At 42.3% G+C, this 24,183-nt stretch carries 30 protein-coding genes; 15 read left to right on the forward strand and 15 right to left on the reverse strand.

All coding sequences use genetic code 11. From position 1 onward, the window contains the following. Positions 1 to 270: 270 nt before the first annotated feature. The 3 genes from HZS85_RS03795 to HZS85_RS03805 all read left to right on the forward strand — a co-directional run bounded on the left by HZS85_RS03795 (position 271) and on the right by HZS85_RS03805 (position 1,737). Positions 271 to 819, forward strand: a complete 549-nt coding sequence (locus tag HZS85_RS03795; RefSeq protein ID WP_214853296.1) for a hypothetical protein — start codon at positions 271 to 273, stop codon at positions 817 to 819. Positions 820 to 1,116: 297 nt separating this feature from the next. After that, positions 1,117 to 1,440 (forward strand): hypothetical protein, encoded by a 324-nt coding sequence (locus HZS85_RS03800; protein ID WP_235504808.1) that lies wholly within the window; start codon positions 1,117 to 1,119, stop codon positions 1,438 to 1,440. Positions 1,441 to 1,443: 3 nt separating this feature from the next. Further along, on the forward strand, positions 1,444 to 1,737 hold the full coding sequence (locus HZS85_RS03805) for a type II toxin-antitoxin system RelE family toxin (protein ID WP_053451888.1): 294 nt from the start codon (positions 1,444 to 1,446) through the stop codon (positions 1,735 to 1,737). A gap of 280 nt (positions 1,738 to 2,017) precedes the next feature. Here the strand turns inward: HZS85_RS03805 and HZS85_RS03810 are convergent, their stop codons facing one another. Beyond that, the gene (locus HZS85_RS03810; protein WP_214853298.1) at positions 2,018 to 2,287 is read right to left on the reverse strand and encodes a type II toxin-antitoxin system RelE family toxin; all 270 of its coding nucleotides are present in this window, start codon (positions 2,285 to 2,287) and stop codon (positions 2,018 to 2,020) included. Then, positions 2,284 to 2,508, reverse strand: coding sequence for a type II toxin-antitoxin system RelB family antitoxin (gene relB / locus HZS85_RS03815; RefSeq protein WP_214853310.1), 225 nt, complete (start codon positions 2,506 to 2,508; stop codon positions 2,284 to 2,286). Before relB ends, HZS85_RS03810 begins: the two co-directional genes overlap by 4 nt. 969 nt (positions 2,509 to 3,477) lie before the next feature. Here relB and HZS85_RS16710 point away from each other — a divergent pair. The 3 genes from HZS85_RS16710 (at position 3,478) to sstT (ending at position 6,207) form a co-directional block, all read left to right on the forward strand. Then, positions 3,478 to 3,654, forward strand: a complete 177-nt coding sequence (locus HZS85_RS16710) for a hypothetical protein (protein WP_251137833.1) — start codon at positions 3,478 to 3,480, stop codon at positions 3,652 to 3,654. Continuing rightward, positions 3,626 to 4,309 (forward strand): hypothetical protein, encoded by a 684-nt coding sequence (locus tag HZS85_RS03825; protein ID WP_214853313.1) that lies wholly within the window; start codon positions 3,626 to 3,628, stop codon positions 4,307 to 4,309. Before HZS85_RS16710 ends, HZS85_RS03825 begins: the two co-directional genes overlap by 29 nt. 626 nt (positions 4,310 to 4,935) lie before the next feature. Beyond that, positions 4,936 to 6,207: a serine/threonine transporter SstT gene (gene sstT, locus HZS85_RS03830; RefSeq protein ID WP_214853317.1), complete on the forward strand. Its 1,272-nt coding sequence runs from the start codon at positions 4,936 to 4,938 to the stop codon at positions 6,205 to 6,207. Between the two features lie 113 nt (positions 6,208 to 6,320). Here sstT and HZS85_RS03835 read toward each other — a convergent pair whose 3' ends face one another. Further along, a complete protein-coding gene (locus HZS85_RS03835) occupies positions 6,321 to 6,707 on the reverse strand; it encodes a hypothetical protein (protein ID WP_214853320.1) in 387 nt (128 codons plus the stop codon). 204 nt (positions 6,708 to 6,911) lie between these two features. After that, complete coding sequence (locus HZS85_RS03840) at positions 6,912 to 7,163, reverse strand: hypothetical protein (RefSeq protein ID WP_214853322.1); 252 nt, start codon at positions 7,161 to 7,163, stop codon at positions 6,912 to 6,914. A 76-nt stretch (positions 7,164 to 7,239) separates the two neighbouring features. Between HZS85_RS03840 and HZS85_RS03845 the strand changes: the two genes are divergently transcribed. Beyond that, entirely contained in the window at positions 7,240 to 8,514 is a 1,275-nt protein-coding gene (locus HZS85_RS03845) for an alkaline ceramidase (RefSeq protein WP_214853325.1), read from the forward strand. 627 nt (positions 8,515 to 9,141) lie between these two features. Further along, positions 9,142 to 9,621 (forward strand): DUF4825 domain-containing protein, encoded by a 480-nt coding sequence (locus tag HZS85_RS03850; protein ID WP_214853328.1) that lies wholly within the window; start codon positions 9,142 to 9,144, stop codon positions 9,619 to 9,621. A gap of 54 nt (positions 9,622 to 9,675) precedes the next feature. On the opposite strand, the gene HZS85_RS03855 is transcribed toward HZS85_RS03850, so the two are convergent. Then, a complete protein-coding gene (locus HZS85_RS03855; RefSeq protein ID WP_214853331.1) occupies positions 9,676 to 10,581 on the reverse strand; it encodes a TerC family protein in 906 nt (301 codons plus the stop codon). 255 nt (positions 10,582 to 10,836) lie between these two features. After that, entirely contained in the window at positions 10,837 to 12,039 is a 1,203-nt protein-coding gene (locus tag HZS85_RS03860) for an MFS transporter (RefSeq protein WP_035408260.1), read from the reverse strand. A gap of 310 nt (positions 12,040 to 12,349) precedes the next feature. Between HZS85_RS03860 and HZS85_RS03865 the strand changes: the two genes are divergently transcribed. From HZS85_RS03865 to HZS85_RS03885, 5 genes are all read left to right on the forward strand, one after another. Next, positions 12,350 to 12,679, forward strand: a complete 330-nt coding sequence (locus HZS85_RS03865; RefSeq protein ID WP_214853334.1) for a winged helix-turn-helix transcriptional regulator — start codon at positions 12,350 to 12,352, stop codon at positions 12,677 to 12,679. A 659-nt stretch (positions 12,680 to 13,338) separates the two neighbouring features. Continuing rightward, positions 13,339 to 14,067, forward strand: coding sequence for an ATP-binding cassette domain-containing protein (locus HZS85_RS03870; RefSeq protein ID WP_214853336.1), 729 nt, complete (start codon positions 13,339 to 13,341; stop codon positions 14,065 to 14,067). Continuing rightward, positions 14,012 to 15,388, forward strand: a complete 1,377-nt coding sequence (locus HZS85_RS03875) for a hypothetical protein (protein ID WP_353048858.1) — start codon at positions 14,012 to 14,014, stop codon at positions 15,386 to 15,388. Before HZS85_RS03870 ends, HZS85_RS03875 begins: the two co-directional genes overlap by 56 nt. Next, positions 15,385 to 15,660, forward strand: coding sequence for a hypothetical protein (locus HZS85_RS03880; RefSeq protein ID WP_035408250.1), 276 nt, complete (start codon positions 15,385 to 15,387; stop codon positions 15,658 to 15,660). Before HZS85_RS03875 ends, HZS85_RS03880 begins: the two co-directional genes overlap by 4 nt. Beyond that, complete coding sequence (locus HZS85_RS03885; protein WP_214853342.1) at positions 15,650 to 16,036, forward strand: metalloprotease family protein; 387 nt, start codon at positions 15,650 to 15,652, stop codon at positions 16,034 to 16,036. The genes HZS85_RS03880 and HZS85_RS03885 overlap by 11 nt, the downstream gene beginning before the upstream one ends. A gap of 100 nt (positions 16,037 to 16,136) precedes the next feature. Here the strand turns inward: HZS85_RS03885 and HZS85_RS03890 are convergent, their stop codons facing one another. Both HZS85_RS03890 and HZS85_RS03895 read right to left on the reverse strand, forming a co-directional pair. After that, positions 16,137 to 16,757, reverse strand: a complete 621-nt coding sequence (locus HZS85_RS03890; protein WP_214853345.1) for a hypothetical protein — start codon at positions 16,755 to 16,757, stop codon at positions 16,137 to 16,139. A gap of 319 nt (positions 16,758 to 17,076) precedes the next feature. Then, positions 17,077 to 17,376 (reverse strand): hypothetical protein, encoded by a 300-nt coding sequence (locus HZS85_RS03895; RefSeq protein ID WP_214853348.1) that lies wholly within the window; start codon positions 17,374 to 17,376, stop codon positions 17,077 to 17,079. 188 nt (positions 17,377 to 17,564) lie between these two features. On the opposite strand from HZS85_RS03895, the gene HZS85_RS03900 reads away from it, so the two are divergent. Next, complete coding sequence (locus tag HZS85_RS03900; protein ID WP_214853351.1) at positions 17,565 to 18,482, forward strand: NAD(P)-dependent alcohol dehydrogenase; 918 nt, start codon at positions 17,565 to 17,567, stop codon at positions 18,480 to 18,482. A 92-nt stretch (positions 18,483 to 18,574) separates the two neighbouring features. Beyond that, positions 18,575 to 19,327 carry a collagenase gene (locus HZS85_RS03905; protein ID WP_251137834.1) on the forward strand — a complete coding sequence of 251 codons (753 nt, stop codon included), beginning with the start codon at positions 18,575 to 18,577 and terminating at the stop codon, positions 19,325 to 19,327. A 382-nt stretch (positions 19,328 to 19,709) separates the two neighbouring features. Here the strand turns inward: HZS85_RS03905 and HZS85_RS03910 are convergent, their stop codons facing one another. The 7 genes from HZS85_RS03910 to HZS85_RS03940 form a co-directional block, all read right to left on the reverse strand. Then, positions 19,710 to 20,036, reverse strand: a complete 327-nt coding sequence (locus tag HZS85_RS03910; RefSeq protein ID WP_214853354.1) for a hypothetical protein — start codon at positions 20,034 to 20,036, stop codon at positions 19,710 to 19,712. 480 nt (positions 20,037 to 20,516) lie between these two features. Continuing rightward, on the reverse strand, positions 20,517 to 20,861 hold the full coding sequence (locus HZS85_RS03915; protein ID WP_214853357.1) for a hypothetical protein: 345 nt from the start codon (positions 20,859 to 20,861) through the stop codon (positions 20,517 to 20,519). Between the two features lie 163 nt (positions 20,862 to 21,024). Further along, the gene (locus tag HZS85_RS03920) at positions 21,025 to 21,477 is read right to left on the reverse strand and encodes a GNAT family N-acetyltransferase (protein ID WP_214853360.1); all 453 of its coding nucleotides are present in this window, start codon (positions 21,475 to 21,477) and stop codon (positions 21,025 to 21,027) included. A 209-nt stretch (positions 21,478 to 21,686) separates the two neighbouring features. Beyond that, a complete protein-coding gene (locus HZS85_RS03925) occupies positions 21,687 to 22,862 on the reverse strand; it encodes a hypothetical protein (protein WP_214853362.1) in 1,176 nt (391 codons plus the stop codon). 37 nt (positions 22,863 to 22,899) lie between these two features. Then, complete coding sequence (locus tag HZS85_RS03930) at positions 22,900 to 23,238, reverse strand: hypothetical protein (protein ID WP_214853365.1); 339 nt, start codon at positions 23,236 to 23,238, stop codon at positions 22,900 to 22,902. Positions 23,239 to 23,256: 18 nt separating this feature from the next. Further along, complete coding sequence (locus tag HZS85_RS03935) at positions 23,257 to 23,526, reverse strand: hypothetical protein (protein WP_214853377.1); 270 nt, start codon at positions 23,524 to 23,526, stop codon at positions 23,257 to 23,259. Between the two features lie 30 nt (positions 23,527 to 23,556). Beyond that, complete coding sequence (locus HZS85_RS03940; protein ID WP_251137835.1) at positions 23,557 to 23,961, reverse strand: hypothetical protein; 405 nt, start codon at positions 23,959 to 23,961, stop codon at positions 23,557 to 23,559. Between the last annotated feature and the right edge of the window lie 222 nt (positions 23,962 to 24,183).

The following is a 24,183-nucleotide window of genomic DNA, read 5'->3' on the forward strand; positions in this document are numbered from 1 at the left end:
TCTGCCGAATCGATAACGAGAGCTGCGACTCGCTTGCGCGAGGCATCTCTACGTTCCTGTTCCTTGCGACGAAGGACACGGAGCGTTAGAAGCATGATTAAAATAAATTACCATAATCATATATAAAGACTCTAATAACGTAAATTGGATTTAAATGATAGTTATTGACTATTTTAAAAAAGTATTGTTAAATTATTTCAGTCTAGAAATTGGGATTTTTATTTGAATTTCTTTTCTTAACATGAATTAGGTAGGATGGGAGATTAGCAAGTGGAACAAAAATTTAAGAAGTATGTCATACTTCCGATCATTGTTGTCTTTATTTTCTTTATCGGATCACTCTTTGGAACGTATAGTGCACAGACTGAAATCGAGGATGGCGCTCTCTATAGTGATGAGTTGCGAGAGAAAAATAACGCTCTTAAAGAAGAGAATAAAGACATATTAGATTTAGTGAAACAGCGTGATGCCATTAAAAAAGATTATGAGAAAACAAAAGACAAGAACAAGTCACTCGAAGAAAAAATTAGTAAGAAAGAAGATGTTCTTAGTGATTTAACTTTTGAAGTCATCTACGCAAAGCGTAAGCCCATTACACTGAGCCCTGGTCAATATATCATCGGTGATGATGTGCCAGTCAATCGATACCGTGTTGAAAGTATTGGAGAAGGGTCGAATTTTACAGTTAATTCTATGGATGGAGACTTGAAAGTGAACACGATTCTCGGTGTGGATGGAGTAAACTCTTATACATTCTTTGGGGAAGATGGAGATGTATTAGAGACTCAAGCAGATGTAAAATTAAAGGTCATTGAATAATCTTTTGATTACGAATTAACGAATACTCGAAAATAGCAATGAATTTATAGTAGAAATAATCAACTGGTGTTTGTATTGTAAACTTATATTCAACGTAATTCAGATTGCTGTATATAAATAAAATAGCGTCTAACAAGCAATAGGGAACTCAGTAAATGAGAACCCTATTGTTTTTTGGGGTTTTATTGCAAAAATAGGGGTTAACCATAGATAGTACAAGAATCAAAAGGAATGTTTAAAAGTCTTTTAAAAGTCTTTTAAAAGGTGTATACTAAAGAAAAATAAGAGGAGGGCATAATGATGGGAATGCGAATACTTGATATTCCAACCACTTCTATATCTGACGTGAAACGGTCTCCTATGGAAGCTTTCCAAAAAGCAGATCGTGAAGCGGCCGGCGTATATGTTTTTAACCGTGAAAAAGTTGCAGGCGTCATGTTGACGCAACAGCAATACGAATCACTCAATAAAGAAATTGAAGAATTGTACAGTCGATTAGATGATTTGACTGTTGAGATGCGACTATCTAATAAAAATGTCCGCACTTATACTGATTCAGAAGTCCGTGGAGAACAGGTAACTCACCCTACGACTATTGATGAAATGGATGGGTGGGAGTGATCATTGTATCAACTTGAGTGGACGCAGTATTCGAAAGAAGATTACGATAACCTTGATGGTAGTCAAAAGATATTCGTAGACAAAGCATTGAACCGTATCATTTCTATAGGAATGGCGGCAGGACAGCCACTCAGTGGAAATTTGTCGCATTGCAATAAGTTAAAAAATAGAAAAATGGGATTACGCGTTGTTTTTAGAGAAGTAGAGGGTAAACTCCAGATCATTCAAATTGTAGCGATCGGTAAACGGGATAAAGATGAAATTTATAAAATGGCTGAACAACGATTAGATGGATAATTGAAAAAGGATCAACGTTCAGATACTCGATGGTATCTATACGTTGATCCTTTTTGTCGCACTTTTTGAAAAGTATGACCGAAGTTATTTATCTTTTTTATTCATAAAAGGACTATTAAAAATACATTGATAAAAAGATGCGTTTATAGACTTTGATATTGAAATCGATCCATTCGATTCATTTATTGTGAAAGAAAAATCATTTTTGTATACATAACGGTCGTTTTAAAAACAAAAAATGAAAACTCACATATTTCCTCAGATGTGAGTTCTACCTGTCTTATTTATAGATATCACGACGATGCCCGATCTTGAGAATCAAAATCACGACTTTTTCATCTTGAATGTCAGCAATCAGACGATAGTCGCCGATGCGATACCGCCATTCGCCCGAGCGATTCGAGACGAGTCCTTTCCCATGACGACGCGGATCATCCGTCCCGACAAGGTTCTTCTTGATCCAGGACATGATGATCCGCGCTTGTTGTGGGTCCATCTTCTTGAGAGATTTTTGAGCCCCACGCTCGAATTCTACATTATAAGCTGTCATTCTAAATCAAGTTCCTTCATCATGTCGTCGAAAGATATCGCTTCTGATTTTTTACGGTGTGCTGCCATCGAATCATGATAGAGTTGTAAATCGATTTCGTTTTCGATACGGTCGAGGACGGCATCACGAACAAGTGTAGAAATCGTGATGTTCTTTGCCTTCGCATATTCCTTGATAAGTCGTGTATCTTGATCATCCAGACGTACGGAAATGGTACTCATGATTATCAGCTCCTTTGTAATACATCGTAATACACATTAAGGTTTTAGTACATAGGATTGGGTGACAATCCTAAATAATGATTCTTTGAAGTGCTGAGATTCGCCTTGTAAACATCCTAAATGAGCACGATTGAATCTAAAAAAGTGAATGAAATTATGTTCAAATTAAAGGAAATATAGTCATTCATCTTCGATTTGACCATGTTTAGTAAGGTGATGATCATGATAATTCCTTACATTCTCCTCGTTTGCGAAAACAGGATATGCATCCAAATGCTGCCCGTATCGGTTACAAGAAAACAAAAAGTGTTTTAAATTGAAGAAAGATCAAGGTACAGATTTGTTTAAGCATCTGTATCATTTTGTCAATTGGCGTCATCCTATTTTGTTCGTTGACCGTCAGACATTACGGTTACGTCTGTGTCTTAGGTGGACTGTTCATATTATACGTGGTAAGCGCAGCATGGTGAGACCTATAGGAATGTAGAAAGCAAGATAAAGGGAGCACAAATCATGGTTCAATTACTAAAACAAGTCGACGATCGTGTGTATCACATCGTCTTTCACCAAAAAGGGTGTACTTTATTCTGCCGGGAAGGTGTTGCAGGCGATCGATAGCGAGGATATGATGGAAAGAAATGAAGAGTCCGCAACGAAGCGGATCGTTTTCCAAAACTCGTTCCTCGCGTATCGTCAGAAAAAAGCATGGATACGTGAAAAATTAAACGATGGCTACACCCGTTCTCCGTTTGCTCTGTCTAAAGCGATAGATTGTCGAGCCGACCGACGCATCATATAGTTGCTTATTTTAAGCGCTTTACTCGTCTTATTAAGTGGATTACTGACGCTGACCGATATCTTACCGATTTTGGATACATAACACTCGTCGTTCTGATGCTTTTCTGGCCGATGCATCTCGAAGGGAAATCCGCGCATGTTCGCATGTATCGATGGTCAGGAGCACTTTTTTTGTTCGCATTAGCCGGCTCATCGAAACACTATTTATCACCGATCAATCTCTCGATTAACGGAGCAGTCTGTCTCATCTCAGGATTCATTCTCCTGTTGTATGCGTCAGAACAATTACAGGAACTTGCGACGAAAGGAATCACATATCATGACGAATCAACAAACGAAGGTGATTGAACTCAAGCGTAATAATGGTCAAACGACCGACTACTGGGTCAGTTACCGGATGGGGCGCACGCTGTATCAGGTATCCGTGCAAGAACAAGCGGATGGTCAAACGGATGAAGGGGAGGTCGTCAAAGAACGTTTTCCGTTCTATTTCGGAATGAAAAAGCGGATGCTCGAGTTAGCGGAAGAGAAAGAAGCACTTGGTTTTAGACTGTTGACCGAAGAGGAAAAAGCAACGCCTGTCATCGAGGAAGAAGATCCGACGCTCGATCCTGCTTTCTTCAAGCCAGCTATTCGTTATGCCTCGTGGATGCTTGGTCTCGGAATCCTCCTGTTTTTCCTGCCTTCACCGATCATAAACGGACTCGCGTTCGGACTCGGCTTATTCGTCTGGTATGAGACGTTTGGACAAGCCGGAATACCGCGCAACTATCAGAGATATTTCCACGGGATGCTTGCTGGATTGACGATTTTACAGGTTTTATCTGCGATTGAGTTGGAACGATTTGCTCAACCGTATTATGCGACGATCTTTGTGATATCAGCAATTGTATTGGTTCTTCTAGTCGTACAGCACCGCTTGAAAGAGACTGATCACATCGGTCAGAAGGAAAGTAGTCGGGTTAGGAAAATGAAGGACTATCCGGATGACTTAGATCTCTAAAAACGTATTCACTTAACTTTCGGAAGACTGGAAGACTTTTTGATGCTGTAAAATATAGGTATCACTTAAATCATTTTAGTCAGTCTACTGTAAGGAACTTATGGATGTCATATCAAATGATCAATATATTTAGAATTGACCTTACTTGTCTGGGCGATTGGTGCACTCGTCATCATCATTACGCAAGCGCGAGACACATTTGGTGTTTATTCCTTTGTGGAGATATTTTTGATTCTTGAGATTTTATTACTTGTTGTTCTTTTGATTGTCAAACGCAAAAAATCAACTGTCTCATGAGGAGTAAAGGAAGGTCAGTTAACGCTCATACATAAAGATTTAGTTAACATAATGAAGTAGGAGACAGTATGATCCGTTTCCTACTTTTTTTTGTAATTATGCAATCGATTGCATTCGTATTCTCATTTAACATCCAGGAAAAGGAATCATATTTTTTGCAAAAAACTAGTTTTTATTTCACACGATTTATGCAAAAATAGAACACAACAAACTGCGAGAATTTTTAGAAAAGTGAATGACTAGACTATTCATCCTTTTGAGTAGAAGAGAGAAGTCATCGTTTTTCGAATTCTAAATAACTTATTTTTTGTAAGCCTGGAGGGGAACGTATGAAATTGTTGAAGATGTGGAACCAAATCAGTTTAGTGAAACAAATCGCGATTGGCTTGATCGTAGGGATTGTTTTAGCCGTCACGATTCCTGAAGTAGCGAGTTCTTTGACCATCTTTGGAACATTATTTGTTTCCTCACTAAAGGCAGTCGCGCCGATTTTGGTCTTTTTCCTAGTTATGGCTTCGATTGTGCAACACAAAAAAGGTCAGCAAACGAATATGAAATCAATCATTTTCTTGTATCTGCTCGGGACGTTCTTAGCGGGAGCCATTGCGGTCATTGTCAGTTTCCTTTTCCCAGTGAACATTCGATTGACAGAAGGTGCGGAACAATTGGCTGCTCCGGGGAACACGGTTGAAGTTCTTCAAAAACTCGTCTTGAATATGGTCGATAATCCAGTCAATGCGCTCATACAAGCGAACTACATTGGCATTCTGACTTGGGCGATCGTGTTAGGAATCGCTTTAAAAAATGCGTCTGATACGACGAAGACATTTATCTCGAATTTTTCTGACGCCATTGCGAAAATGGTCGGATGGGTCATCAAACTTGCTCCTCTTGGTATCATGGGAATCGTCATTGGCTCTGTTACGGAAAACGGTCTTTCTTCATTGCTCGATTACGGGAATTTATTATTGGTATTGATTGGCACGATGCTTGTCGTAGCACTCATTGTTAATCCTCTCATCGTGTTCATCAACGTTCGTCAGAATCCATATCCACTCGTCTTCAAATGTATCCGGGAGAGTGGGATTACCGCTTTCTTCACACGAAGCTCAGCTGCAAACATTCCAGTCAACATGGAATTATGTAAGAAACTTGACCTCAATAAAGAGACGTACGGGATCTCGATTCCGCTCGGTGCCACGATCAATATGGCGGGAGCGGCCATCACGATTTCCGTCTTAACGTTAGCAGCGGTTCATACGCTCGGTATCCCAGTCGACCTTCCGACAGCCATCATCTTGAGTGTTCTCGCTGCCGTTTGTGCATGTGGCGCATCCGGTGTCGCTGGCGGTTCGCTCCTCTTGATTCCGCTCGCATGTAGCTTATTCGGGATTCCGAATGATATCGCGATGCAAGTCGTAGCAGCGGGTGTTCTAGTCAGTGTGTTACAAGATTCGTTTGAGACAGCACTCAACTCGTCAACAGATGTCTTATTCACTGCGACAGCAGAATATCGAAAACGGTTGAAAGAAGGCGAACACCTCTCGATTAATCGTCAATCGATGAATGAGGAAGTAGCAGAAAAAGTCGTTAACGGCTGATCAGATTCGCTATTATCTTAATAAGAAAAGGCATCCCAGTTGAGGATGCCTTTTCTTATAGACAACCCTCGTTTCGTGATTGAAATAAGGGGTTTCTACAAGTTGTAATCCTTTTAACCTTCTCCTAAAGCAACGTATTTTTTTAATTTCCCTTTAAAACTCACCAAAAGAATTTCATTCCTTTCTTTCGTAGAGTATATGACGGTACCCTTTGAGAGCTTCGTAGCAATTCCATTATCAAAATCGTATTGATCAGAACTCATTTTCTTGATTTCTCCGACTTTTTTCTTCTGAGTGACTTCTGTTTTCTCTGCCCATGTTACATCTGATTTGTAGATCGTATCATTTAGTTGAAAAATGTCAGCAGTAGAATCTTCTCCTAATGCGTCTAGTGCTGTCGGTTTTTCACTTGTATGTTGCATTTTCACTTCATTACTACAAGCAGCTAACGGCCATACAGTTATAATTGAGAGAGCGCATAAGAAAACGATTCTTTTCATGACATAACCTCTTTCCCGTTTTTGTATGTTACTCCATGTCGACCATTTAACAACGGACTATCGGCAAAACAGGTCACAGGTTTCTGTTGTTCCATTCGTTTTAAATCCTGTCCGATGTATGCCCATCTGCTCACGAAACAGTCAAAGTGGGGTTCACCTGTAGCGCGAGCGTTTCAGGAAATCGTCTTGGAACAATTCATGAAGTCAGAGTGAATCAATTATCTCGACCCAGACTTGATAATAGATCTCTTGATCGAGGTGGACCGTTGCCGAACGTACACGATAATCTGAGTTTTCCGCTAAATAAAAAGTAAGAATCGTCGCAACTTTAAAGTCAGGGGTGCAATAACCGGTGATTGACCGACCATGGATCTCGTTCGTGATCGACTCCGCCCAGACTTCTGCTTCACGAAGCGTCTCGAACTGAAGCATCTCTTCCTTCCAACGAATCGCCATCTGCATCTCCTCCTCTACTGTAGTTAATGTTAGTATATGGAAGAAGTGGTATGTTATTCAAGGGGGAACGTCAGACATGAGTCGTTTTGGAATTCATCGGGAAGAAATCAATCCGCCGCTCGGTGCCGCCTTCATCGGTTATCACCGAGAAGTCGGTATTGCAAGCATACACGATCCGCTATATGTCACAGCGAGTATCTTTGAAAGCGAGCAGACGACATCGGTCTTCGTCAGCATCGATAACATCGGCATGCTCGTCGCCGATACGGATGTCATCCGTGAAGGAATCGCGGGTCAGCTAGACGTGTCGAAGGAACAGATCACAGTCGTTTACACGCATACGCATTCGGGACCAGCGACAGCGGGAGACGAACCGTTGACCGTCGCCTATAAAACGATCTTGACGCAACAAGCGATTGTATCTGCCGTCAACGCAAGCGAAGCGATGCAACCGGTCGAGATGGGTTGGGGTGTGACGTCTGGACAACTCGGCGTCAACCGACGGGAGAAAAGGAATGGTCACGCGGTGATGGGGACGAATCCGCTTGGTGTGACGGATGACCGAATCGGGACCCTGTTGGTTCGCCGTGCCGATGATGCGGGTCTCATCGGAGCCTTCGTTTTCTGTACAGCGCATCCGAACGTCTTGAAATCAGACAGTGTCGTCTTATCCGGTGAATATCCGGGTGTCGCTCGAACGCTACTTGAACAGGCACTCGGCTGCCCGGTCGTGATCGTCCAGGGGGCGACGGGAAACGTCAATGCGAAATATCGCGGTGACCTAGCAAGTCTACAGAAGATGGCGTTTGCTCTAAGTGGACACGTCTTAACGACGATTCCAGACGTATCGTTTCAACCGTTAACGCACCACCGGATTCAGTCGGTGATTCATCCGATGCGCTTAACAGAAATACCAAAGATGAACAAATTACAAGACATGGCAACTTACGCTGAACAGACATGGGGCGTCAGTGCAGCACGATGGTTGGCATACGTTCAGGAACGATCGGGAGCAACACTCACCATCCCGCTCGAAGTTCAATTGTTTGAACTAAACGAAGGGTCGTTCTCAGGCATTCCGATGGAGCCGTTCTGTGAGACAGCGCTACAGATAAAGCAAATCCGTCAAACGGAACTCGCTTTTTTTGGGGGCTATACGAACGGTTACATCGGTTATTTGCCAACTGCGGAAGAACATCCGTATGGGGGTTACGAAGTGGCAATCAATCCCGTCGTCTACGGTCCAGTGACAGGGCTTTGGATGCCACCTGTACCGGGAACGGCGAACGACATCGTGAATCGTATCCAACAACTCTATGAAACGAACAACAACCCGGCTTCTCTCCTTTGAGAGACCGGGTTGTCGTGATTACGATTTGATTTTTTTGATGATCCAAAATAAAGAAAAAACGAGTCCGGTTGTCAGTAAAACGAATAAAAGAAGCAGAATGAGTAAGTTAGACAGTTGTAGCATCTAAGACCTCCATGAATAGGTACAGCTAGATTTTCGAACTTTTCGAATAGTAATAGAGTAACATAGTAATTAACAAAATATAGGTAAATAGGTTGTTGTTTTAGATATTTCTTAATTTATTTACTTATTATATAAAAATAAGTTATTTTATTACATTTAGAAAAAGAGGGGATAACATGATCATCAAAAGATTTATTCTTAGTTTTGTCATCACTTATTTATTCCTCAGTTTGCTTTTATCCTTTAGCATCGGATATACGATCGATTGGATTCCCGAAGCAACTTTGACTCAAAAGATAAAAGGGTACGTCAATGAAGGGTTCACTCGTTTTAAAATTATAAAGCTTTTGATTGCTACAGGTGGAGGTACTCGGTACAGCATACTCTACTTAAAACAAAGGGCATCGAGTTTATCAAAGCGTTGATTTCCTTTATTTTGAAACTTTTCTTTGCTTGATTCGTTTATTAGGATGAGAACGAGTCAACGTATTGGGGGAAATAAAAATGAAAAAGACAGTTGGTGCAATCATTTTAGCGAGCGGCATGTTGATACTCGGTGGTTGCGGAACAGCAGCAACGCAAACCGATTTATTTGAGCAACAAGGTACATATCTAGGAGATAATAGTAGCGTACGAGACATCGTCCAACAGCTACCACACGGTAATCAGTTGAAGAAGATGGAACTGTCGACAAAGGAAAAGCCGTATCAACTGACGTTGCGTTACGGTGGATATACAGAAGGACAGGTCGAGCAAAAAAGTAATCGCACGGCAATCTATAATGCGACGGCACTGTTCACACTGATTCCGAACGTCGATCAAGTCAACATGACGATCGAAGATGCTTCGTATCATTTTACGAAACAACAACTCCGTGATTGGTATGGAAAAGACTTTACGGTGTACGATAATGAGAAAGCGCTGAAGGCATTTACGAAGCCATATATTGAAGATGAACGAAAAGTAAAAGAAATAATTAAATAAAACAAAAGTGGAAGTAGATGAAATGATCATCTCTTCCACTTTTTTTAATATTGATTATTTTCCTGGCTTCGTCTTGTAGAAGCTGTAGAAGACACTGATCAAGATGACGAGGACGATCGTACCGAGCGACATCCAGATTGGCATTTTGTAGACGTCACTGAAAATCATCTTCGCTCCGATGAAGACGAGCATGAAGCTTAAACCGTGTTTCAAGTAGTAGAAACGATCAATCAAGTTCGCGAGGACGAAGTAGAGACTACGAAGTCCAAGGATTGCCATGATGTTCGCATAGAAGATGATGAACGGATCACGTGAGTACGCGAAGCTTGCAGCGACCGAGTCGACGGCGAAGACGATATCTGATACTTCGATGAAGAGCAGTGTGATTAAGAGTGGCGTGAATAACAGCTTCCCATCAATCCGTTTCGCGAACTTACCAGACGAGATGTCTTGTGTGATCGGTAAACGTTTCTCTAACCAACGAATCGTTTTGTTGTCTTCAAGCGACGTCTCTTGACCGATGTTCTTGTACATCATCCAACCTGTATAGACGAGGAACGCTCCGAAGATGTAGTACACCCAAGCGAAGTTCTCAAGTAGCGAAACACCAGCGACGATGAAGATGACGCGGAAGAAGATTGCACCGAGAATACCCCAGAACAAGACTTTGTGCTGGTATTTCAATGGAATTGCGAAGTACGCGAAGACGAGTGAGAAGACGAAGACGTTATCAATCGCGAGAGCCTTCTCTATGAAGTACACACTCGTATATTCGACAGCAGCGGCGCTACCTTGATCAATATAGAGCCAGCCTCCGAAGGCGACAGCGATCGCGATCCAGACGAACGTCCACGTCCAAGCCTCCCGAAGCGAAACTTCATGTGCCTTGCGATGAAAGACTCCAAGGTCAAGGGCGAGCATGATGAAAACGATGGCTAGAAAAGCAATGAGTAGTGTCAACAGCGCTTCCTCCTTTGAAGTAATTTGTTATCATGAATTTATTATAAGTTCATAAGAACTCAAAAGTAAAGAGGTAAGTGTGTTCTTTTTTGAAATTGTGAACAAAATCAAAAAAAGCACTGCTCATGCGAACAGTGCCTTTGGCGGATTACGTGAGTGGTAAAGAATACGGTACGACATACAGAGCGAGCGTATCGATGATTGTAGCCGAGCTCATCGTACACTCATGCGATCGTTAAACATGAAAATCTTCTTTTACTGCTGTTCGAGACGACGTGAGAAACCAGTCAAGATGACGGCAAGAATGACCATGATAGCGCCGACCCATGGCGTGTGGACAAGTCCGATCGTATCGGTGACGAGACCACCGATCGTTGCCCCAAGTGCGATTCCGATATTGAAGGCTGCAATATTTAAGGCAGAGGCGACATCGACTGCTGCTGGGACGTATTTTTCAGCCAACTGGACGATATAGAGTTGGAGTCCAGGGACGTTCATGAAGGCAAGAAGTCCCATTAAGATGATCCCGATGATGCCAGCGACCTTGAACGGAATCATGAATGAGAGGGCAATCATGACAATGGCATGGATGATGAACATATAGAACAATGCTTTAATCGGGTTACCATTCGCGAGTTTTCCGCCGACCGTGTTCCCGATTGCAACCGCGATTCCGTAGACGAGCAGAATGATACTGATTAAGCTCGGACTGATTTTCGTGACGTCCTGCATGATTGGCGTTAAATAGGTAAACGCGACGAACGTCCCACCGTAACCGAGGGCAGTGATCAAGAAGCCGAGCATCAAGCGTCCGTTCGTCAACAATTTGAACATGTCGGAGAACTTCGCAGGTGGTGATTGTTTCAAGTCTTTTGGAATCAAGAAGAAGCTTGCGATGATCGCAATGATTCCGAGTGCAGCAACCGCGAAGAACGTCGCGCGCCAGCCGAACGATTGACCAATGAATGTACCAAGCGGGACACCCGTGACGGTCGCGACCGTCAGACCGGTAAACATCAAGGCGATGGCACTTGCTTTTTTATGCTCCGGTACGAGCTGGACGGCAATCGTCGCACCAATCGAGAAGAAGACACCGTGCGAGAACGCCGTGATGAAACGGGCGACGATCAACAATTCAAATGTCGGTGAGATCGCGGAGATCAGGTTACCGGCGATGAAGACGACCATCAATGCCATCAGTAACGTTTTCCGGTTCATCCGGTTCGTCAGTGCCGTCAAAATAGGTGCTCCGACAGCAACGCCAATTGCGTAACCAGAGATGATGAGACCAGCGAGTGTGATACCGATATTTAAGTCACCAGCAATCGCTGCGAGCAGTCCGACAGGAACGAATTCCGTCGTACCGATCCCAAAGGCGCTGATTGCTAAGGCAAGTAGGGCAAGTCCGCCGTTTCTTGGAGCCTGTTCCTCCTGTACCTGTTGATTTAATTGATTCATGGGGATTCCTCCTAAAATGATTTCAGTAGGGATCGTGTCCGGTGGGCCCGACCAAACATGATCCGATTGACATGACCCCAGCATAATGGGGGTTGTTCCTTTCGGGAAGTACGTACTTTAAAGTGCGATAGGCACTAAAAAGTACCCTACTCGTTCTTTTAGATGCAAGGTCTAAAAGGAGATTGTACTTTCCGTTGACAATTGCTATCATATAGCCAGCCAATCCGCTTGGGAAGTACGCACTTTCAAGTACGATAGGCACTAAAAAGTGCCTATGTTCTCAACGGAATCTCGAAAGGATGGATCATATATGGCATACAATATCCCGGTCGAAGCAACACTAGAAGTCATCGGTGGAAAGTGGAAGGTCGTCATCATGTGTCATTTGATCAAAGGTGAGCGTCGGACGAGTGAGCTCCGTAAGCTGATGCCGACGATCACGCAAAAGATGCTGACGCAACAATTACGGGAGTTAGAAGAAGACGGTGTCATCATCCGGACGGTCTTTGAACAAGTCCCACCGAAAGTCGTCTACTCGTTATCCGAGTACGGCTGGTCGCTGAAGCCGATTCTTGACGCGATGTGCGCATGGGGTGAAGGACATATCAATTTGACAGGCGGAGAGGTCGTTTCGTATTAATCGCCAGAAAAAAGGTTCGACATTATGGTCGATCCTTTTTTTGCGCTCAAATTTTCTAGAAATAAATAAGTTGTACAGTAAGTGATCATTAGAAAAATCTTTTATTATATTTACTCCATCAACTGTGAAAAATCCTTAATTTTTTTGGGCGGTTTTTATCAGATATCAATAAAACAAGTCAATAAAGTACTAGTATTGAGAAATCCCTTGATAAGAAAGTCATGAATACAACATGGTTGATTTGAGTCTATAGGGCGGGTTCCTGATTTTGGAATATTTGTTACGATCAAGTGGAAGAAAGTTTTAATTTTCTCTTTCAAGAACTAATGCCATGTTTCATCAGAGTGAATGACTTTCTATCTTGACAGAGAAAGGAGGAGTTCGGATGTCTGCTATGTTCGTGTCGTATCAATTATCTTTGGAAGAAAAGTTCTTCAACATGATCGAAAACAAATGGTTCTGGATGGTTTTCGCTCTTGTCATTTTAGTAGGAGTATTTGCATATGCGTTCTATTGCACAAGCCGAGGTTATAGCTTTAATGGAAACGTGAAATTAAACTGGCCAAAGTTCTGGCAAATGGGAATTGGCTGTAAAGCCTCGTAACGTACTTAACTGGCGGGGGCTCGTAGAGCTCCCGCTTCTTTCAGGAGGTAGAAACATGATTGAAATCGATGGTTTGACAAAATCATTTAAAAAGAATCGCGTTATCGATGCGTTATCAGCATCATTTTCTTCAACGGGTGTCTCTGTCATAGTTGGAACAAATGGCAGTGGAAAGACGACACTACTGAATATGTTGACGAATTTGCTAGAAGCTGACGGTGGCGGCATTCGAATTGATGGTATTACACCTGGTAGTCAGGCATACAAATCTAAATTTTTCTATCTTCCTTCTGACTTTTATTTACCAGGATACATGACTGGTAAGGAATATGTACAGTTCGTTTTAAGTCGATATGAGACAAGTGAAGAGGATAAAGCTCCTCTTTTAATAGACTTACTCGATTTGGCGGACGGTCAAAATAAAACCATTGAGTCGTATTCCTTTGGTATGAAGAAAAAAATTCAAATTGTCGCAGCCATTGCTGCCAATACTGACTATATAATTGCTGATGAAATTTTCGGCGGCCTTGATTTTGATACGTCTTTGCTCGTTCAGGAACTGTTTGCAGCAGTCAGCACGACGAAAAAAGTGATTATCGTCTCTCATGAACGAAATACGATTGATCGTTTTCCAGAAGATATACGACTTATGAGACAAGGTTCACTTGTCAATTTTGAAGGAACTCCAGAGGAATTGACGGATGTTATTAAACAAGAGGAGGTCTTACGTGAAAAGCTCGACATCGTCAGCAAACATTTTATGTCTACTGAAATTCTTCTATAATGATACGTTTCATGGACTTTTCAATCGTCCTTTTTTTAAAAGTCGGATGAATCGGTACGGGTTAGGTATTCTTCTAATTGGCATCTATCTTGGATACTTTTATCTGAATATGGTTCAGCTCTCCACCCTATCAAATAATGCAGTGGAAGCAAATGAAACAACACGCTTGCTGGCAGGGAAGATGACACTCAGTAGTTATTTTAATGTCGTCTTTATTTTAGGTACTTTTATGTTCATTTTAATTAATGGAACCGTCTCATTGAATCGGAACTCTTTATTTTTTGCGAAGACACTTCCATTCTCAGAAAGAGAAGTTAATATCAGCCAACGGTTATTTAAACTCTCTGTTGCCCTAGTCTTTTTTGAATTACTGATGATCATCGTTGCACCAGCACTGAAACTAATTCCTATGCGCTTAGGAACGGCACTGCTTGTTTTAATAACACTCCATACTGTATTCATCAGCAGCTTTTGGTTATTGGATTGTCTCCGTGCTGCAGTATTGCATCGTTTATCAGGTATGAAGCGTACTATTTTCAGTTTCATTCTTGATCTAGTATTAGTGGGTCTCGTGACACTTCATTTATTAAAAACACGATTTCAGGTTGATGTATGGGTTAGTACGTTACCGTATTCGATTTTAACGATCACGCTAGTTATGTTGATGGCGAGTCTTGTCGTTGGCACGATTGCCTATACTCTTCATGCAGTTTTCTTTGCTCGAAACCATTTGTATGTCCGGCAGAATTACTTCAAGTTAGGATTGCCTGCTTTCAATATTGGTTTAGCGACTACTATGCCTGCCATCATCCGAAGTAAAAACTTTCTGTACTTTTGGGCATTACTTGGTGTGATGTCAATCGGAGCATGGTACCAAGTCGGGTGGGGGGGGACTTTTCAACTCTGGTTGTTCTTATTGCCGATACTTGGAGTAGTGACGATTACATATGCAGACGCAACATTAGCAGTTAGAAAGTTGTACGGACTGTACCGGATCCATCCCTTGATGGAACTCATGTCACTCCTTGCTGTCGCCATCATCTTGATGGCACCTGCACTATATGTCGGTATCATTGAGACAAACAGTTTGAATCCATATATGTATGGAATCAATATCTTTTTCGCGGCTACAATTGCAGGATTTTTATTTCCGAAATCTCAAAGTAATATCAATGAGACGATTGCATCCGTGTTGACGATCATTTTAATTGTCTTACTGTCTGTCCTCGTCAGTATCGATGGAGCATTGTATCCGACATTAGCGATCTTACTTGGTGTTTTATATCTCATTTTAAAGAAAGAATACGAGGTGGCAAAATGAAAATCACGAAATTAATTGGTGTTGGTACTGTTTTGTGGGCAATTATTTTTTTGGTCGATTATATTTATGAATTGTTTCAAATCAATGAAACGAGTGTCGTGACGACGATGACAGGATTAAAAATTACAACGGTAATGACAAAAGAAGAATTAAATACACACTTCGCGTTGACACTTCAAGCGCTTGTTCTCTATTTGGTATTTATCGTTTTATTCACATTGTTTGGTGTCTTCTTACAGAAGCGGCGAACGTTAGCGCGTCATGACAGCTGAGACAGTTCTGCATCTTATCAGCTATATTCTTCTGATTTTCATTGTCGTAGCGATACACGAAATGATCCATTTATTGTTCGCATGGGTGTTTCGACGGCGACCGACAGTGAAACTCGATCGATTTTTAACGCCAATCGTCCGCTATGAGAATAATCAGAATGACTGGCAAAATTTAATCATTGCTGCTTCTGCACCTGCGATTTTATTTTCGTTCGGTATTTGGATAGAAGGAGATGGCGGTGGATGGGTCTTAGTTAAAATTTTATGTTTATCAAATGTATTTAATTTTTTCCCGGTGACGACAGACGGCCAGATGATCCTGTTATCCTGCTTAAGAATGATTAGAAAAGAAAAGCGCAGAAATGACGCTCTGTAATATTCGTGCATTTCCATGTAAATAACCCCTCGTTCCTCGAGCGGAATGAGGGGTTATTTGCATAGAAAAATTCAAGTGAAGATAAATTTGGTATCCTGCGTTATTTTTGAGCAATATATCTCTTTTGATCGAAATCATATTTAAATGTAACGATCATTAATTCATCACCTGTTGGATTTCGGTACGAGTAGAGAAGCGTCGCCTGTTTTTCTCGGTACACGACTGTGCCCTCAGCATAGATTTCTCCAATCGTCGAGTAATCTTCTGTATGATGAAGCGTCAAGACACCAAGTCCTTTACCTGAAAGAATTCGATCGACGTCAGCTATTGTCATGCCAGGCTTGATCTTCTTTCCTGGTAAGAGTCGTTTCTTTGACGGTGTTTTAGGGATGTATTCCTTTTCCGCAAGGTATAAGGTGTGACCGTTTTGTTTCGTCTTGAAAATCAGATGCATTCGTTGCTTAAACCAATGATCGTCTGTTACTTCATAGGGATAAAAGGCAAAAGCGTACAAAGCATAGTCATCTTCAATTTCTCGTAATACAGCTTTTTGTTTGAGTGTTGTGACGCCATGCTCTTTCTTTATGTAGTTCCTATACGATTTTCCGTAGAGCGATTTTGCAACGTTTGTCGCGGTCATGCCGAGTTTTAGCTTCTTGTAAGACGTATACTCCTTTGTCGCTGCGTCGACAGAATGAGGCATGAATTCAGAACTAATCATCGCTAGGATGCCCATCACTAAGAAGAGTACTCTTAACTGGGTGAGGTATGATTTTTTAGTATAAGAGGTCATAATCGAACATTTTTCCTTTGATGAGATGACTAAAAACCGTGCGTTTCTTTTCGTTTGAGATACCAGAGTAGTCCTGTGGTAATACAAAAACCAATCGTACCTAGTATTCCGATATACAAGAAACCAATGAGATCATTTCCGATATTATTTTCAAAAAAATAGGATGAACCAAAAATCGCAGTGGCAATCATGAAAATATTGCGTAGTTGGCGAAGTATTTGACGCATTGTGGACAATCCCTTCTGATTCAGTTGTCTGCTCGACAGATTTCAGTCGCGACAATTGAGTCCTTTTTAAACGTCACTTGAATCGTGTCACCCGTCTGAATGTCAGCCGTGTTATCTGTTTTGCCATACACGATCGTATCCGTTGTGACGCGAATCTTTGTCAAAGCATACTGTTCGTCCGGTTTTTGTTCACTCGGAGCGACGAATAACGTGTCCCCTGTAATCTCTTCGACAACACGTGCATCGTTCTCGTGTGTACAGGAACCAAGCGGCATACAAAGGAATAGAATAAAAGCGAAAAGCCAACGACGCGTCGGCATGAACCAGGCACCTACTTTCGTCAGTTAGTAAGGTTAGATAAAAACGTATTATTAGATAAATTTTACCAGTTTTGATACTGATTGACGCGAATTTAAAAAACTTTCTTACTCCAAAACAACAGGAATTCGGATTGAAATCGGCGTATGATTAAGGGAATACCATCATCTCGATCAGAGGAGGAATTATGATGAAGGCAGCCATCTGTACCCGCTACGGATCCCCGGACGTCTTGCACATCACAGAGGTACCTCGTCCGGTTCCAAAATCAAACGATCTACTGATTAAAGTACATGCATCTGCCGTCCATTCCGGAGATCGTCGCATGCGTTCGCTCGATGTCCCGCTGTTAGGGAAACTTCCGATGCGTCTGGCTGTCGGCTTCAAACGACCGCGACAACCGATCCTTGGCGCTGTTCTTGCCGGTGAAGTCGTCGAAGTCGGTCAGGACGTCAAACAGTTTCAAGTCGGAGACCGTGTCCATGCCTTGACGGGATTTGGCTTCGGTGGATACGCCGAATATGCGTGCGTGTCTGAGAAGCGTTGCATTGCAAAAATGCCGCATCACGCATCGTACACGGAAGCGGTCTGTCTCCCGTTCGGTGGCACGACGTCGCTTCATTTCTTCCGGAAACTCCAAATCGATCAGATGAAGACGATCTTGATTTACGGTGCGTCGGGCGCTGTCGGGACGGCTGCCGTTCAGATTGCCAAAGCAAAAGGGCTGCAGGTGACGGCTGTCTGTAGTGGACGAAACACGGAGCGGGTCAAAGCGCTCGGTGCCGATCACGTCATCGATTATACAAAGGACGGTTACGATGGATTGTTGCTGAAGTACGATGCCGTCTTCGATGCATCCGGAAAGATCAATAAGACGAAAGCGAAACGACACGTCAAACAAAACGGTGCCTTTACATCTGTCGCGGGGCAAGGTGTGGCGAAAGAACGGAAAGAGCATCTACACTATTTAAATGAACTGTTTGAAGCGGGACGATTTAAAGCCGTCATCGACCATATCTATTCTCTTGATGAGATCGTCGAAGCCCATCGTTACGTTGACTCCGGACAAAAATTCGGTAACGTCGTCGTGTTAATAGCAAACGAATGATTCATCGAACCACCTGGGTCAGGTGGTTTTTTTATGTTTATCCAATATATGTTAAAATGAAATAGGCTTTTTTAAGGATGGGGGATATAGCGATGATGAAACAGATTCATGCGTTTGAGACAAAAACGGACTATGACAAATACGAAGCGGTCACGCATCGCTTTCAAGCACGGTTAGACGAGTATCAAATGATCTTACAAGAGACGTATCAACTGATCGACGTGCCGAAAGGAATTGTTTGGACGTCAGCGGAACTCGCGACGACCGTCTTCTCGGACATTCCGATTCCAGCATTTACGAATAAGGACTTGATCTACATATCACCAGATGTTACAGAGTGGCGAACGTTATTTTTATCCCAACTCGACGGGAAGGACGTACCGCATATTCGAGCATTCTACGAAACGCTCGCGGAAGATCACGTCTTGACGATTGCTGGTCATGAACTGACGCATCACTTGGATTTGTTCGTTGATGAATTCGACGATGAGAGAGCAGACGGGATCTGGTTCGAAGAGGGAATGTGTGAGTACCTGCCCCGAAAGAATTTGTTGTCGGACGAAGCATTCAAGCGAATTACGACAATCGAGACAGAGCTGGTCGAGCTCTTTCAGGAGGAGTATGGAGCGCGCTCGATTGATCAATTTGGGAGTGCCTCCTATGCTGGTAGTCTGTCGAGTATCATGTTTGATTATTGGCGAAGCTTTCTCGCAATCCACCATCTCATCGAAGAGCGATATGACGGGGACGTCTTACGTGTTTTCGAAGCATATCGGAACTGGCATGAACAGGGGCGGATCGTGCCGCTATCGGAATACTTCAATCTTCAGACGGTAAGACGCTAAGCTGTGTTTGTAGTGGAGGAGGGCTTATGAATCGTTACAGTATTCTTTCGTTATCTGCATTCATCTGTTTTTGTTTTTTATTTTTCGTGATGAAGAGCGGAGTCAGTTTGAAAGGGTTTGGAACTATCTATATCCTGCTTCTGTTTATCGTTCCGTTAGTTGGCGTATACACAGGGTACAAAACGAAGCATCGAGTGCTTAGATGGCTATTCGTTGGTATCCATCTTATTACGTTTTGTATGATGTCCTATTTGCTGTTACTGGCTTACGGTATTTCGGAGTCATAAAACAGATTAAATAAAAAAGTCAGCTGATTCCATGTAAAAAGGAATCGTCTGACTTTTCATGTTATGTAGTGCGAAACAAGTTATCATCGTGAACTCTAGTTTCGCTTCGGCAAACTAGTCGTCGTGCCCATTTCGACGACGTGATCATCTTGAAGACGATATAAGAAATATTCCTCTTTTTGGAGTCCTTGCCCCTGTACTTTTACGGCAATCTTATAGCGTTTTTCCTTATCGCGGTGTTTGTCGTCATAAGCAGAGTGGAGTGAGACGACACGAGCTGGACCGTATTTTTTCTCGACATAAGTCTCAACCTTAGTGCTGACGTGCTGCTCGAATCGTTCATCGTATCGGACGTCTAAGTAAAATAGCAGTCCTCCTAATAGGAGTGAAACAACCAAAACGTTCATTCCGACTTTTTTCAATTCATCACTTCCGATCGTTCCATAGCATTAAACCTAGAAAAGCTGTTACAGATGATCGAAAGACGATGCATCATAACAGCGATTGAATCATTAATTTGAAAATCTACATCATTTGAGTGATTGCTTTAGAGATCGACTCCAACTAATTTAAGAATGATGACGATTGTGATAGCTGAGAGCGCAAAAGAACCGGCAAAAGCAAGCTGTTTTTTCAAATGGATCTCCTCCTCATGAAAAGGTTACCATTATTATGCCATTAAGTAAGATTTCTGTAAAATTAATTCCAATTATAATCGTGAATTTTCATCACAATGTTTCAGAAGGGAATAAAAACATCCTTTCGTTAAGAAAGTGGGAAGATTGTTTGGTGACTTAAAAATAGTGATAGTGTGTCTTTAAATTATGTAGTGATAGATATAAAGTATTAAAAAACATATGTGAACGTTCTGAACGCGTCATATAAAAGGATTTTATTATATTTTACAACAAGTTTAGTAATAGTTGAGGCTGTTGGGAGAGTAAGTGATCTTTTGCGACGTAGTGATGATAGGACAATGACGAATCGTTCATATGAAAGAGCGTCAACTGTCGACTCTCGAAGTCAACTTCTTCTATGTAGACAAGTTCTGTAATGCCACCGGAATGATGGGGAGGAAGCAGTTTTAAGGATAATCTCTCCCGTAAAGCGATGAATAACATGACTTCCATTTTATAAGCCGTAGAAACGGAAGAACCAATAATGGATGAATCGATGGAGAGGCAAATAAGCGGATTCATAGTGGATAACGACAACGGATGAGTCATTTCTTTTTGAAGGTGCTGCATGATGGACCTCCTTATAATAAGAACGTATGTTCATATTATGGGGGATGAATCCATTTTTTGCAATCCTATTTAACGTCAAGAGCCTCAGGATGTTTCTTCTACAATCGTTCGAGCTCTAATGCGAGATAGCGGAATATACTTTTCGAAAAGAATGCTGAAATCCTTATATGTCTTGGGATAACCGAATCATATCCGTGCACCGGATTCCGTTTTCGATAATCTCCTCTTCATAGTGTCTCAAGAAGAAGTTCAGGTCGACTCCAACGATTCTGAATCCACATTTTTGGTAAAGTGCTAGCTGTCCAATGCTTGAATTGCCCGTTCCGATTTCAATGGTCGTATACCCCAGTACTTTCGCTGTACGAATCGCATGTCGTAAAAGACCTTTTCCGATACCTTGTCCTTGATGCGACTCATCTACTGCGATATTTACGATTTCTATCGTTTGAGGTCTTGTCGGGAGAAGTACATATACACCAATCCATTGGTCATTCCTTTCAGCGACAAAACAATAACCTCTTTTTGAATAGCTTTCGACTAACTTTTGAGACGGGTCCGCTGCTAGCAAGAGGTCCATCGGTGGATTTTCATGGACGGATAATTGTCGGATGTTCATATTCATTCTCCTCACGGATCGATTGATATATGTTTGTCTTAGGCTTCAGTTTCACTCTGTTGCCACAATAGCTGATGTAGAAGCGTTACGAAAAAGCCTGTGAACTTCTGTCCTTCTTAAGAATACAAAACAGCATGTAAGAAAAAAATCGTCATCCGTATCGAGTAACGGAAAACGACTTTCTTTCGTTAGATTAAGATCATGATCGTTTAGTTAGACGGGAGGAGCTTTACGACATGCAAGGTAGATTTTTTCCGGTTCGTGATGGAGTAAGTGAGTTTCCCATCTTGCAGTAGAGGAAGAGATACCAACTCTTCAAAGTTAGTCAGAGGAGCGACGGTCTTCGCTTTTAAGTCCGCATACATCAACTGATGGATGCCTTCGCGGAAGACGACTTGTGTATTTGAGAGGAACTGAATGCCGTCGATCGTCGTCTGGGCGCTCGAAGCAGAATAGTTCAGCGTCTGTTCGTCCAATCCGATGGGTTGGAATATGGCGTCGCCTTCTGTGCCGAGAGCGAGATAGGTGCCACTGCGACTGAAATCAATTAATCCGGATATCTCTTTTTTATAGGCACCATCCAGAGTCTCAAGCACACGGATATTCTGTCCGTTGTTATAGTGAGACGTGTATAAGGTCACGCCGTCATCGCTATCGCGGTGCTCGTACGTGAATAGTCCGTCTCGTGTTTTTCCTGTTGTTAAGATGAAAGATTGGAGTGGCGTGATCTTCCCGGTTTTTAAGGAATACGTCTTGATCGTGGAGACCGTTTTTTGTGCAGTCGCCTCTTGCGTGATCCAGGACGCACGAGTTGACGTGACATCGATTCTCGGAGGGGATGTATCGAAGCGACTTTCGCCTGTATCAAGTGTTTTCACTTGATTAGTCGTGATATTTATTTGACGAATCGACCATTTCACACCGGTCTTTGTCGGCTGTTCCGTTTCGACCCATAGTAAAAACGCACCTATACCCGTCATCATCGGGATTGCATGCTTCGTCGCATGAACGATTTTGTTATGCTGTCGTTTCGTATCGTATGTATAGATGACACTCTTGTTTTCTTGTAGGTCAAAGTAGAAGATCTGGTTTTGGTAGAAATACTGTGGATCGATCGAGACACGGTGTTTGCTCAGTAATGAAGAAAGGTCGTACGTTTTCGTTTGACCTAACGTGACGCGCTTCGTTTGCTTTTCTAATTTGATTGCTTGTTGGTTATTGGAGTCGGTCGTTGCTTTCTTCAAGGAAGTGTTTACTTGTTCAGGTGACGCGATATTTTTTTGTGCTACACGCGGTGTCGCTTGTTCTTCCATCATGGTACAACCCGCTGTCGTCCAAACGATGGTCGAGAGGAAAAAGACGGATGCGAATCGATGTAATTTCATATCGGATAGCTCCTTCGAAGATTTTTGGAAATGTAGTTCATTGCTGTACCTCATGTGAAGAAGGACTCGAACGACGGGTGTAAAGAAATACGAGATACCACCACTTTAATGTGTAGGCGAATAAGAAGATACACATCCATGCCCACGGTCGCAGTGTCGTCAATCCTTCGTAAAAATGTTTGAATTCTGTAATGTCAAGACGGTACAAAGAGTTCCAAATGAATAATGCATACAGGAAAAGCATCGCTACCACCGCTCGGATCGACGCTTTTCTCAAGGCTGGATGATTGATCGCGACGAAGATTGCACTGATAAGCGTGATGAAAAAGAATGCGTAGGAAAGTACCCACACCCACATGTCATTGGTTGGTCCCATATGTATTTTCCTCCTCAGTTAATCATGGATGCGTCTAGACGATCTTCTAAAAATGACATCAATCAGTAAGCCGATCAAGAACCAACTGATCAAGGTCAGGATGTAGATCAGAAAAAGTGGGACATGGAAGGAATCTAGCCATGTTCCAAGAAAGGATCGTGATTCAAGAAGCCAGAAAACAGGGCTCGTCAGAAACAACAAGATGTTTTTATCATCGTAGCCGAAGGCATTGAACAGACAGACAGCAAGTGAGAGCAAGGGTAGCCAGAGTCGAAAAACTTTACGCATTATTATTCATCTCCTGTTTGAGTGGGGGGTTCATCGGACCTGAATCAAAAAGGCGGATAGACCGTCACCATGTTCGTTCCATCCGGCAACGACCTCATAGGTATACGTACCTTGAGCAGACGGTGCGCTAAGAATGTCGTTTTTTAATGAAACCTGTTCACTTTTCGTTTTCGAATCCCAGCGCACGACTTCGAGCGTATCAGGTTTTCGATCAAACGAGAGATGAATTTTGTCAGAGGGTGAGACGATGACGGGTTTACTATTTTCAGTCATATGTAGCGCATCGACATAAACCATGTCCGCACATTGAGCGCTGAACATACTGGACCAGCAATAAGAACCTTGGACAGTTGGGATCGTTTTACCGTTTGCTTCGACGTTTGAATCATACGGTTCAATTCGAAACGGTTCAAAATAGATGAAAAAAGCAATCATAGCGATTAAACAACTAGTCAAGATGTATTTCAGAATAGGAGCACCTCCTTAGAATCAGTATCGTAGAGTGGATCAGTCGGTTGTATCTAGCATATTTTTCCACAAGAAACAATTGAATTCCTTCTACTGGTGGATGGAGTTTCGGGATAGTCTGATATTATTGACTCATCCTTTAAATTAAAAGAAGGACAGTGGTTCATAAGCGAATTCGCTGAACCTCTG

This window comes from Exiguobacterium sp. s130 (assembly GCF_018619055.1).
Lineage (GTDB): Bacteria > Bacillota > Bacilli > Exiguobacteriales > Exiguobacteriaceae > Exiguobacterium_A.

Bases quoted from the DNA above. Each gene is read 5' to 3' on its own strand.
- HZS85_RS03860 (WP_035408260.1), bottom strand. From the start codon at position 12,039: ATGAATCAATTAAATCAACAGGTACAGGAGGAACAGGCTCCAAGAAAC.
- HZS85_RS03810 (WP_214853298.1), bottom strand. From the start codon at position 2,287: ATGACAGCTTATAATGTAGAATTCGAGCGTGGGGCTCAAAAATCTCTC.
- HZS85_RS03865 (WP_214853334.1), top strand. From the start codon at position 12,350: ATGGCATACAATATCCCGGTCGAAGCAACACTAGAAGTCATCGGTGGA.
- HZS85_RS03920 (WP_214853360.1), bottom strand. From the start codon at position 21,477: ATGAACATCCGACAATTATCCGTCCATGAAAATCCACCGATGGACCTC.
- HZS85_RS03890 (WP_214853345.1), bottom strand. From the start codon at position 16,757: ATGATTAGTTCTGAATTCATGCCTCATTCTGTCGACGCAGCGACAAAG.
- HZS85_RS03870 (WP_214853336.1), top strand. From the start codon at position 13,339: ATGATTGAAATCGATGGTTTGACAAAATCATTTAAAAAGAATCGCGTT.
- relB (WP_214853310.1), bottom strand. From the start codon at position 2,508: ATGAGTACCATTTCCGTACGTCTGGATGATCAAGATACACGACTTATC.
- HZS85_RS03895 (WP_214853348.1), bottom strand. From the start codon at position 17,376: ATGCCGACGCGTCGTTGGCTTTTCGCTTTTATTCTATTCCTTTGTATG.
- HZS85_RS03850 (WP_214853328.1), top strand. From the start codon at position 9,142: ATGAAAAAGACAGTTGGTGCAATCATTTTAGCGAGCGGCATGTTGATA.
- HZS85_RS03885 (WP_214853342.1), top strand. From the start codon at position 15,650: ATGACAGCTGAGACAGTTCTGCATCTTATCAGCTATATTCTTCTGATT.
- HZS85_RS03925 (WP_214853362.1), bottom strand. From the start codon at position 22,862: ATGAAATTACATCGATTCGCATCCGTCTTTTTCCTCTCGACCATCGTT.
- HZS85_RS03905 (WP_251137834.1), top strand. From the start codon at position 18,575: ATGATGAAACAGATTCATGCGTTTGAGACAAAAACGGACTATGACAAA.
- HZS85_RS03845 (WP_214853325.1), top strand. From the start codon at position 7,240: ATGAGTCGTTTTGGAATTCATCGGGAAGAAATCAATCCGCCGCTCGGT.
- HZS85_RS03880 (WP_035408250.1), top strand. From the start codon at position 15,385: ATGAAAATCACGAAATTAATTGGTGTTGGTACTGTTTTGTGGGCAATT.
- HZS85_RS03940 (WP_251137835.1), bottom strand. From the start codon at position 23,961: ATGATTGCTTTTTTCATCTATTTTGAACCGTTTCGAATTGAACCGTAT.
- HZS85_RS03835 (WP_214853320.1), bottom strand. From the start codon at position 6,707: ATGAAAAGAATCGTTTTCTTATGCGCTCTCTCAATTATAACTGTATGG.
- HZS85_RS03915 (WP_214853357.1), bottom strand. From the start codon at position 20,861: ATGCAGCACCTTCAAAAAGAAATGACTCATCCGTTGTCGTTATCCACT.
- HZS85_RS03930 (WP_214853365.1), bottom strand. From the start codon at position 23,238: ATGGGACCAACCAATGACATGTGGGTGTGGGTACTTTCCTACGCATTC.
- sstT (WP_214853317.1), top strand. From the start codon at position 4,936: ATGAAATTGTTGAAGATGTGGAACCAAATCAGTTTAGTGAAACAAATC.
- HZS85_RS03840 (WP_214853322.1), bottom strand. From the start codon at position 7,163: ATGGCGATTCGTTGGAAGGAAGAGATGCTTCAGTTCGAGACGCTTCGT.
- HZS85_RS03800 (WP_235504808.1), top strand. From the start codon at position 1,117: ATGATGGGAATGCGAATACTTGATATTCCAACCACTTCTATATCTGAC.
- HZS85_RS03935 (WP_214853377.1), bottom strand. From the start codon at position 23,526: ATGCGTAAAGTTTTTCGACTCTGGCTACCCTTGCTCTCACTTGCTGTC.
- HZS85_RS03825 (WP_214853313.1), top strand. From the start codon at position 3,626: ATGACGAATCAACAAACGAAGGTGATTGAACTCAAGCGTAATAATGGT.
- HZS85_RS03900 (WP_214853351.1), top strand. From the start codon at position 17,565: ATGAAGGCAGCCATCTGTACCCGCTACGGATCCCCGGACGTCTTGCAC.